This is a genomic window from Thioalkalivibrio sp. (genome assembly GCF_041690275.1).
Lineage (GTDB): Bacteria > Pseudomonadota > Gammaproteobacteria > Ectothiorhodospirales > Ectothiorhodospiraceae > Thioalkalivibrio.
Window position 1 is genome coordinate 1 of record NZ_JAWLHP010000083.1, and the last position, 9,196, is coordinate 9,196.

Annotated in this window: 6 protein-coding genes and 1 riboswitch; of the genes, 3 read left to right on the forward strand and 3 right to left on the reverse strand. The window is 69.1% G+C overall.

Translation table 11 applies throughout. The features are described from left to right. Positions 1-260 precede the first annotated feature (260 nt). Positions 261-1,487, reverse strand: coding sequence for a flavodoxin-dependent (E)-4-hydroxy-3-methylbut-2-enyl-diphosphate synthase (gene ispG / locus ACESMN_RS12490; RefSeq protein ID WP_373053932.1), 1,227 nt, complete (start codon positions 1,485-1,487; stop codon positions 261-263). A 117-nt stretch (positions 1,488-1,604) separates the two neighbouring features. Further along, positions 1,605-1,730: riboswitch (yybP-ykoY riboswitch) on the forward strand. 52 nt (positions 1,731-1,782) lie between these two features. Here ispG and ACESMN_RS12495 point away from each other — a divergent pair. Next, entirely contained in the window at positions 1,783-2,361 is a 579-nt protein-coding gene (locus tag ACESMN_RS12495; protein WP_373053933.1) for a TMEM165/GDT1 family protein, read from the forward strand. A 127-nt stretch (positions 2,362-2,488) separates the two neighbouring features. Here the strand turns inward: ACESMN_RS12495 and mgtE (ACESMN_RS12500) are convergent, their stop codons facing one another. Together mgtE (ACESMN_RS12500) and mgtE (ACESMN_RS12505) are read right to left on the reverse strand one after the other, a co-directional pair. After that, positions 2,489-3,850, reverse strand: a complete 1,362-nt coding sequence (gene mgtE / locus ACESMN_RS12500) for a magnesium transporter (protein WP_373053934.1) — start codon at positions 3,848-3,850, stop codon at positions 2,489-2,491. Between the two features lie 10 nt (positions 3,851-3,860). Continuing rightward, entirely contained in the window at positions 3,861-5,225 is a 1,365-nt protein-coding gene (mgtE, locus tag ACESMN_RS12505; protein WP_373053935.1) for a magnesium transporter, read from the reverse strand. Between the two features lie 563 nt (positions 5,226-5,788). On the opposite strand from mgtE (ACESMN_RS12505), the gene ACESMN_RS12510 reads away from it, so the two are divergent. Further along, a complete protein-coding gene (locus ACESMN_RS12510; protein ID WP_373053936.1) occupies positions 5,789-6,490 on the forward strand; it encodes an ABC transporter ATP-binding protein in 702 nt (233 codons plus the stop codon). A 106-nt stretch (positions 6,491-6,596) separates the two neighbouring features. Continuing rightward, on the forward strand, positions 6,597-9,119 hold the full coding sequence (locus ACESMN_RS12515; RefSeq protein WP_373053937.1) for an FtsX-like permease family protein: 2,523 nt from the start codon (positions 6,597-6,599) through the stop codon (positions 9,117-9,119). The last annotated feature ends 77 nt before the right edge of the window (positions 9,120-9,196 follow it).

A 9,196-nucleotide genomic window follows, 5' to 3' on the forward strand; every position in this document is an offset into this window, starting at 1 on the left:
GCCGCTCCCACCAGGGCCGGGCCTGTAGGAGCGGCTTCCAGCCGCGATGCGGCGTTGCCGTGGGTGCCTGGGGCCATCGCGGCCAGAGGCCGCTCCCACAAGGGCCGCTCCTATGGGACGAATGCCGTAGGAGGCCAGCCCCTGGGCGACAATCTCCGGCGCCCGCTCGCCGAGAGGGCTCGCCTCCCACGAGGCCGGGACAAATCCTGCAAGGCCGGCCGTTTGGCCCGTGTTTCGAGCCAACGGCGAACCGGCTCGGCCTATGGGCTCTGCCCGAACCGCCGTTCGATGTAGGCCTCGACGCGGGCCTGGAATTCCTCCGCGATCCGGTCGCCCTTCAGGGTCACGGTCTTTTCGCCATCCTCGTAGACCGGTGCGACCGGGACCTCGCCGGTGCCCGGGAGACTGATGCCGATGTTCGCGTGCCGGCTCTCCCCCGGGCCGTTCACCACACAGCCCATCACCGCAACGGTCATCTCCTCGACGCCGGGATAGCGCTTCTTCCAGTCCGGCATCTGGTGACGGATGAAGCCCTGGATGTCCTGCGCGAGTTTCTGGAAATAGTCGCTCGAGGTGCGGCCGCAACCCGGGCAGGCGATCACCGCGGGCAGGAAGCTGCGCAGACCGAGGCTCTGCAGGATCTCCTGCGCGACGAGGACCTCCTGGGTGCGGTCACCGCCCGGTTCCGGTGTCAGCGAGATGCGGATGGTGTCGCCAATGCCCTGCTGCAACAGCACCGCCAGCGCGGCGGTGGAGGCGACGATGCCCTTCACGCCCATTCCGGCCTCGGTCAGCCCGAGATGCAGCGGGTAGTCGCAGCGGGCGGCCAGGTCCGTGTAGACGCGGATCAGCGGCTGCACCCCGCTGACCTTGGCCGACAGCACAATGCGATCGTGCGGCAGGCCGATGGCCTCGGCCTGGGCGGCGCTCTCGAGCGCGGAGGCAATCAGCGCCTCGCGGGTCACGTCCTCAAGCGGGAGCGGGTCCGGGCGGGAGGCGTTCGCGTCGAGCAGGCGCGCGAGCACCGCCTGATCGAGACTCCCCCAGTTCACGCCAATGCGCACCGGCTTGTCGTAGCGGCAGGCGACCTCAATCATCGCCTCGAACTGCGCGTCGCGCCTAGAGCCCCTGCCGACGTTGCCGGGATTGATGCGCAGCTTGGCCAGGGCCTCCGCGCAGGCCGGGTATTTCGCCAGCAGTTTGTGGCCGTTGAAGTGAAAGTCCCCGACCAGCGGCACGTCCAGCCCCATGCCGTCCAGACGCTCGCGAATCTCCGGAACCGCAGCGGCCGCCTCCTCGGTATTCACGGTGATGCGCACGATCTCGGAGCCGGCACGCGCCAGTTCCGCCACCTGGATTGCGGTGCGGACCGGATCCGCGGTGTCGGTGTTGGTCATCGACTGCACCACGACCGGCGCGTCCCCGCCGACGGTGACGTGGCCGACCCGTACGGGGGTGGTCCGGTGCCGGGCAGGAATCGCGTTCATGGCCTGGTGAAGTCCGTTGGTGAGAAGGCCATTCTCCCGCCGCAAGCGAAGCGTTGCAAAACTCCCCCTCCGGGGCCGATTTGAAATCTGCGCCGGCCCCCCCTAACATCGCATGCGCTTCAGGGGAGTAGCCGTCCCGGCGCGATGCCGGGAGTGCGCGTCAACACAATTGACCGATGGTCATGGCGCGTGCGGCCCGGCTGGGCTTGGCGAGACCTGTGGTATCCGCGTCGGGACCGGGTCGGGCCGGCGGCGGTGCCACTGGTGTTCGCCCTCCGACCCCTTGGGAGCCCCCATGGAGATCTTCCTTCTGGCACTGTTCACGGTCGCGATCGCCGAGATCGGCGACAAGACGCAGTTCATCACGCTGACGCTCAGTGCCCGCTTCCGCAGACCCTGGCCCGTGTTCTGGGGCGTGTTCGTCGCCTCGGCGGCCAATCACGGTCTGGCTGCGGTCGCCGGTATGTGGGTGTCCCGCCTGCTTCCGGACCACGTCATCGCGTGGATCGTCGGCCTCGGGTTTCTCGCGATGGCGGCCTGGACGCTTCAAGGCGATCACGAGGGCGAGCGTCCACCCGCGGTCTCGGTGCGCGGCGCGTTCTTCACCACCTTCGTCCTGTTCTTCCTGATGGAGATGGGTGACAAGACCCAGGTCGCGACCGCGGCGCTGGCCGCCAACTTCGAGACCGTGGCCTGGGTGGTCGCCGGAAGCACGCTGGGCATGGTCGTGGCCAATGCGCCCGCAATCTGGATCGGACACCGCTATGCCACGAGAATCCCCGCGCGGCTGATGCAGCGGCTGAGCGCGGGGATCTTCGCATTCATCGGCATCTGGGTGCTGATCGTCGCGTTCTGGAACCATGCCGGTGCGTGAGGGCGCGACCGTCTCTCTGCAGGGGCAGCGGAGCGAACGGGGACAGGAGCGAAAGGGGACAGATTCAAAATCTGTCCCCGGGGGGCGCGGAGGCTTCGACGGCCGCCTGCCGGGCGCGGCCGGCTCGCTAGTGGAGCTGCAGGATCGCGGTCGCGACGCCGAAGTAGATGATGATCCCGATCACGTCCACCACCGAGGTGATCAGGGGGGCGCTGGCGGTTGCCGGATCGAGTTTCAGGCGGGTCAGAATGAACGGCAGCGTCATCCCGAACATCGAGCCGAACAGCACCACCAGGAACATCGCGATCGCGATGGCGTTCGCGACCGCGAAGTCGCCCAGCCAGTTGCCGGCGAGCCAGATGGCGGCCGCCATCGCGAATCCCAGGGCCGTGGCGACCAGGACCTCCTTCGTTCCCAGACGCAACCAGTCCCGCATCTGGATGTCGCCGGTTGCCAGGGCGCGCACCATCAGGGTCGAGGCCTGGGCCCCGGCATTTCCCCCGGTGGCGATGACCATCGGGAGGAAGAAGACCAGGGCCACAACGGCCTCGATCGACGCCTCGAAGAAGGCGATGGCGGCCCCGGACAGGATGTTCACCGCGACCAGGATCACCAGCCAGCCGACGCGCTTGCGATAGAGCAGGCGCATGCTGGCCTCGCGCATGGAGAGCGGGAGGTCGGACACGGCCGCCATGCGATGGAAGTCCTCGGTGGTCTCGTCGCGGATGATGTCGAGCACATCGTCCACGGTGATGATCCCGAGGATTGCGCCGTGTTCATCGACCACCGGCAGCACGTCGAGGTCATAGTGGCTGATCCGCCGAGCCGCCTCTTCCTGGTCCTCGTGGGCCTCGATGCTGATGATGTCCATACGCAGGACCGTCTCGACGCGTGCGCGGGGGCGGCTCAGCAGCAGGTCCTTCAGTCGCGCCCAGCCCAGCAGCTGCCCCCCCGGTGAGACGGCGAAGATGGTGTTCACCGTCTCCGCGATGTCGCTGTGTTCGCGGAGGTGATCCAGCGCCTCTTCCACCGTCCATTCGGGCCGCACGGTCGCGTACTCCGGCGTCATGATCCGTCCGGCGCTCTCCTCGGGGTAGGCAAGCAGCGCATTGAGCACCCGCTGGTCGTCTTCGGGCAGCGCGCTCAGGATCGTGCCGGCGTGTTCGTCCTCCAGTTCATGCAGCACCGCCGCCGCATCATCGTAGGAGAGCTGTCCGATCAGGCGGGTCGCCTGGTCGTGTTCGAGCTCCTCCAGCAGCAGCGTCTGCTGCTCGGTGGGCAGATGCGCGTAGATATCAGCCGCGTGCTCATGGTCCAGACGCTCGAGCAGGCGTTGCCACTGCTGGCGGGGCAGTTTGGTCAGCGCGTGCGCGATGTCCTGCCCGGCGTGAGCGTCCACCAGCTCCCGCAGGCGGTCGGCATCCCCCTGATCCAGCGTCTCGCGCAGGACATCCGCGAGGGTCGGGTCCTCCTGGACGACGGTGTTCATGGTGATGAGGTCAGACCCCGCCCACGGCGATGTTGAAGATTCCCACCGCCAGCGTGAAATAGATCAGGATGCCGAAGATGTCCGCCAGCGACGTGACCAGCGGCACGCTGGCGGTCGCCGGGTCCAGCTTGAGCCGGCTCAGGATGATCGGCAGCAGCATGCCGACGACACTGGCCGCGGCCACGATCAGGGTCATGGCGGTTGCAACCAGCAGCGCCAGTTCGTATCCGCCCCGCCACAGCCCGATCAGCGACACGGCGAGGCCCATCGTTAGGCCCAGCGCGACGGAGACGCCGATCTCCTTGCCCCAGAGCTTGAGCCAGTCACGGGCGGTGACCTCGCCGGTCGCGATCGCGCGGACCATCAGCATGGAACTCTGCGCGCCGGCATTGCCCCCGGAGGCGATGATCAGCGGCAGGAAGAAGACCAGGGCCACCAGCGTCTCGATCGCCTCTTCGTAGCGAGAGATCACGTAGCCGCCCATGGTATTGAAGGCGACCAGCACCAGCAGCCAGCCGACGCGCTTGCGGAAGAGCAGCACGGGACTCGCGGTCTGCAGGCTCAGCGTGAGGCTGCCGACCGAGCCCATCTTGTGAAAGTCCTCGGTTGACTCGGCCTCCAGCAGGTCCACCACGTCGTCGACGGTAACGACGCCGAGCAGCACACCGTCCTCGCCGACCACCGGGAGCGTCTCGAGATCGTAGTGCTGGATCAGGCGCGCGGCCTCGGTGGGCTCCTCCAGTACCGATACGGACACCGGCGAGGCGTCCTGCAGCAATGTCGCGACCGGATCAACGGGCCGTCCACGCAGGAAATGCCGGATCGGCACGGCGGCCAGCAGCCGGCGATCCGCATCGACCACAAAGATCACGTTGTTCGAGTGCTCGTCGGCATTGCGGCGAATGAACGCCAGGGCCCGCCAGATGCTCCAGTCCGGTTCCACCGCCACCACGTCCGATGACATCACCCGGCCCACCGAGTTTTCCGGGTAGTTGAGCTGCTTCAGGGCTCGCCGGATGGCGCGGAAGGGCAGCAGCCGCAGGTACTCGCGGAGTTCGTCCTCGTCCAGCGACTGCAGCAGCGCGGTGAGGTCGTCGGTGTCCATCTCCGAGAGCAGGAAGCGGGCGTCGGCACGCGGTGTCGCGGCGAGCAGCCGGACCTGGTACTCAAGGTCGAGATAGCCGAAGACGTCCGCCTTGCGCCCGGGCGGCAGGCGGTTGAACACGGCGGGGACATCGTCGCTGGAGAGCTCCATCAGCACCCAGGCGATGTCCTGGACGCGCATGAAGTCGAGCGTCTCCTGAAGCGCGTCGCGATCGTCCAGGCGCAGCAGCTCCTGGATCTCGACGACGAACTGTTCCAGGTTGTGTTCCATGCCCATCTCCTGGCCGTTCCGGGCCGCGACCGGAACGTGGCTCGCGCCGGTTGCGGCGCCCCCTCGGAGTCTGGCGCGGGAACGGTGTGCCGATCAGCGCTTCCTTCGGCCTTGCCTCCACCAGGGGCGGGGCGGCTTCAGGCAGCGAGATCGCGGGGAAATCACACGAAGGCCCGGCCCAACTTCCACGTGCCCTGCAGAAGAAGACCGAACCAGGAGAGGTCTGCTACCGCAGGGCTTGACTAGATCGACTGCGTCGGTTGCGTTTCAAGGCAGATACCCAATCATCGGATAGCGGCGAGATTGTAACGGAGGACCGCTGCGGGCGAAACCGGGATGACCCCGGCATCGCGCCCGGGTGGCTCCGGGGTGGTCTCGTTTTGCATGGTGGTCCCCGTTGTGCTTGACCCAGGCGGTCGGGGGAGTACGGTGTCCCTCTCCAGGCAGGGTGGGTCAAGCGCCGCGGACCTGCCTTCCGCGCCACGACCAACCGCAGCACCCCGGAACCCCGAACCAAAACCGGACGCCGGGGTCCCTCCGCAGAGGTCGACCCGGAAAGAGGAATGACAACGCAGCCCAGTACGGTCCTCGAGTGCCGATCCCTCGGTTTCGCCTATCGCGGCGGCGCGGGCTCCGCGACGGTCCTGAACGCGGTCGACCTGACCCTGTCGGGTGGGGAGCGGGTCGCGATCGTCGGCGAGAGCGGCAGTGGCAAGTCCACATTGCTGCACCTGGCCGGTGGCCTCGAACGGCCGAGTGGTGGCACGGTGCGGATCGCAGGCAGTGAGCTGGGCGCCCTCAGCGAGCGCGAGCGGACGCTGCTTCGCCGCCAGCGGATGGGGATCGTGTTTCAGGCCTTCCACCTGATTCCCACCCTGACCGCCCTGGAGAACGTGGCGCTGCCGCTCGAGCTGTCCGGGACGGCCCGGGGCGCAGAGGCCCGCGCGCGGGCGGGCGTGCAGCTCGAACGGGTCGGACTGGCCGACAAACCGGATCGCTATCCGGAGCAGCTCTCCGGCGGCGAGCAGCAACGGGTCGCGATCGCCCGGGCACTGGTGCATCGGCCGATCCTGATCCTTGCCGACGAACCCACCGGAAACCTGGATTCGAGGACCGGCGACGCGGTGTTTCAGCTGCTGCTGGACCAGGTGCAGGAGTCGGCAGCCGCGCTGCTGATGGTTACGCACAGCGAGTCGCTGGCGGCGCGGCTGGATCGCACGCTGCGCATGGTCGACGGGCGCTTGCTGGCCGGAGGCGAGGCATGACCGTGACGCCACGCCCCTCCGCCGCAGACGGCGGAGTCGGGTCAGGTCGCTCCCCCGCTTGCGGGGGAGGGGGTGGGGAGGGGGCGCGACGCTCCCGAAGGCACCCATGACCGGAAACGCCCTGCTGTTGCGCGCCTGGCTGCGCGACTGGACGCGCCATCCGCTGCAACGCCTGCTGACGATACTCGGCGTGGTCATTGCGGTGGCCGTCGTGCTGGCCGTGGACCTCGCGAACCAGTCGGCGCAACGGGCCTTCGATCGTTCGATGATCGAGGTGGCCGGGGCGGCCACCCACCAGGTGCTCGGTCCGGTGGAGGGATTCCCCGAGGGCCACTACCGCGACCTGCGGCTGCAGGGCTGGCGCGATCTTGCGCCGATCGTCGAGGGACCGCTGCGGCTGGAGTCCGGCGAGACGATCTACCTGCTCGGTATCGATCCGCTGGCGGAGGCCCCGTTTCGCGAGGGGGCGGCAAGCTTCGGCGCAGCACCGATCCAGCGGCTGCTCACCGAGCCCGGCACCGTGCTGGTGCCACCGCAATGGCTGGACCTGCAGTCCACCCAGGGAGGCGGGGATCGGGTCTCGCTGATCACTCCGGCCGGCACACGCGAGGTGACCGTGCTTGCGGCCCCGGAGGCGGGCGACGATGCACGGGTGTGGATCGCGGACATCGCCACTGCGCAACTGTTGCTGGACCGTGTCGGCCGGCTGGACCGTATCGATGCCCGGCTCGATCGACCAGACGCCCCGGCGGCGCTCGAGGCCGCCCTTCCCGCCGGGCTCGATCTGGTGCCGGTCGCGGCGCGGGACGCCGCGGCGCGCGAACTCGCCCAGGCCTTCCGGATCAATCTCACCGCGATGAGCCTGCTGGCCCTGCTGATCGCGGCCTTCCTGATCTACAACACCCAGACCTTTTCCGTCCTGCGCCGGCTGCAGGTGCTGGGTGACCTGCGTCTGATCGGGGTCAGCCGCCAGCAGGTGATGGCGGTGGTCCTGATCGAGGCGCTGCTGGTCGGGCTGCTGGGGACCCTGCTCGGCGCGGTCGCGGGCGTCGTTCTGGCCCAGGCACTGGTCGAGCAGGTGGCGTTGACGGTATCGGATCACTTCTTCGCGGTGGCCGTCACGGCGGTGGAGCCGCGTCCTCTGGCCCTGGCCGCGGTGGTCGCGCTGGGCCTGGGTCTGTCCCTGGTATCCGCGCTGGCGCCGGCCTGGGAGGCGGCGCAGGAGCGTGGTGTCGGCGGGTCCGGGCGCGCGGCACTGGAACGGCGCGGCCGCAGGCTTGCCCGCTTTCTGCTGGTCGCCGGCATCGGGGTCCTGCTGCTCGGCGCGGCCGTGGCCGCGCTGGGTCTCGGTGCGCTGGTCGGCGGCTTCGTGGCCCTGTTCCTGATGATCACCGGTTTCCTGCTGATGTTGCCCTGGGTCCTCGCGGTGGGGCTGCGCGGGCTGGGTGGGCTGGCCTCCGAGCGGCAGGAGTCGCCGCTCCCGCGCATCGCGGTCAGGAGCCTGGAGCGCGGGCTGTCCCGCAGTGGTCCGGCGGTGGTCGCGCTCACGCTGGCGCTGGCGGCCGCGATCGGGGTCAGCGTGCTGGTGGGCAGCTTCCGCGTGAGTGTCTCCGACTGGCTCGGGCAGACGCTGACCTCGGACGTCTACGTGGTGTCGGCCAGCCCCGCCTCCGCGCGCGGCGGCACGCGGCTGCCGGGTGCCTGGGCGCGGACCATCGCGGCTTGGCCGGAGGTGGCCTCGGTCAGCACGGGGGCAACCGCGGACGCGGTCTCCGATCGCGGCATGATCAAGCTGTTCCTGCTCGATCCGCACGCGGACTGGCTCGATCACCTGCCGCTGGTCCGCGGCCGCGTGGCGGGACTCGACGACCGGCTGCGGGGCGATGACGCGGTGCTGATCACCGAAGGCTTCGCGGCGCACCAGGAACTGGGCGTGGGCGACCGTCTCGAGATCGCAACGCCGTCCGGGCGCCGCGCCTTCGAGGTGGCCGGGATCTACCGGGACTACAGCAATCCCGGCGGAATGGTGCTGATCCGCGCGGAACGCTTCTATCAGGGCGAGCCTCCGGGATTCGTGTCGATGGGCCTGATTGCGGCGCCCGGCGTGCCGCTGCAGGCGCTGGAGGATCGGCTCGACCGCTGGCTCGCGGAGCAGCCGGAACCCGCGATGGTCACCCGGCCCGGCGCGATCGAGGCCGAATCGATGGCGATCTTCGACCGCACCTTCGCGATCACCCACCTGCTGCGCGTGATCACCCTCGTGGTCGCCTTCGTGGCCATTCTCAGCGCGCTGGTCGCGCTGCAGATGGAGCGGGCGCGCGAGTACGCGGTGCTGCGGAGCACGGGACTCCTGCCGGACGGCGTGGTCCGCCTGGTCTTCCTGCAGGGGGCACTGCTCGGCCTGTTTGCCGCGGTGGCGGCGATCCCGCTGGGTCTCGGCATGGGCTGGATGCTGATCGAGGTGATCAACCGCGAGGCCTTCGGCTGGCGCATGGACGTGCTGCTGCCGGGGCTGCCACTGGCGGAGAATCTTGCGCTCGGGCTGGGGGCGGCCCTGCTCGCCTCCATCTACCCGGCGTGGCGCCTTGCACGCATGCCGCTGGTGCCGGCACTGCGCGTGGAGGCCTGAGAGCGAGAAGGTGCAGGAGACCAGCCGCCTGGCCGATCCTCCCCGGCGCCGGCATCGGCGAGAGGGCTCGCCTCCCC

Coding starts and splice junctions, on each gene's coding strand:
- mgtE (WP_373053934.1), bottom strand. CDS start 3,850: ATGAACACCGTCGTCCAGGAGGACCCGACCCTCGCGGATGTCCTGCGC.
- ispG (WP_373053932.1), bottom strand. CDS start 1,487: ATGAACGCGATTCCTGCCCGGCACCGGACCACCCCCGTACGGGTCGGC.
- ACESMN_RS12510 (WP_373053936.1), top strand. CDS start 5,789: ATGACAACGCAGCCCAGTACGGTCCTCGAGTGCCGATCCCTCGGTTTC.
- mgtE (WP_373053935.1), bottom strand. CDS start 5,225: ATGGAACACAACCTGGAACAGTTCGTCGTCGAGATCCAGGAGCTGCTG.
- ACESMN_RS12495 (WP_373053933.1), top strand. CDS start 1,783: ATGGAGATCTTCCTTCTGGCACTGTTCACGGTCGCGATCGCCGAGATC.
- ACESMN_RS12515 (WP_373053937.1), top strand. CDS start 6,597: ATGACCGGAAACGCCCTGCTGTTGCGCGCCTGGCTGCGCGACTGGACG.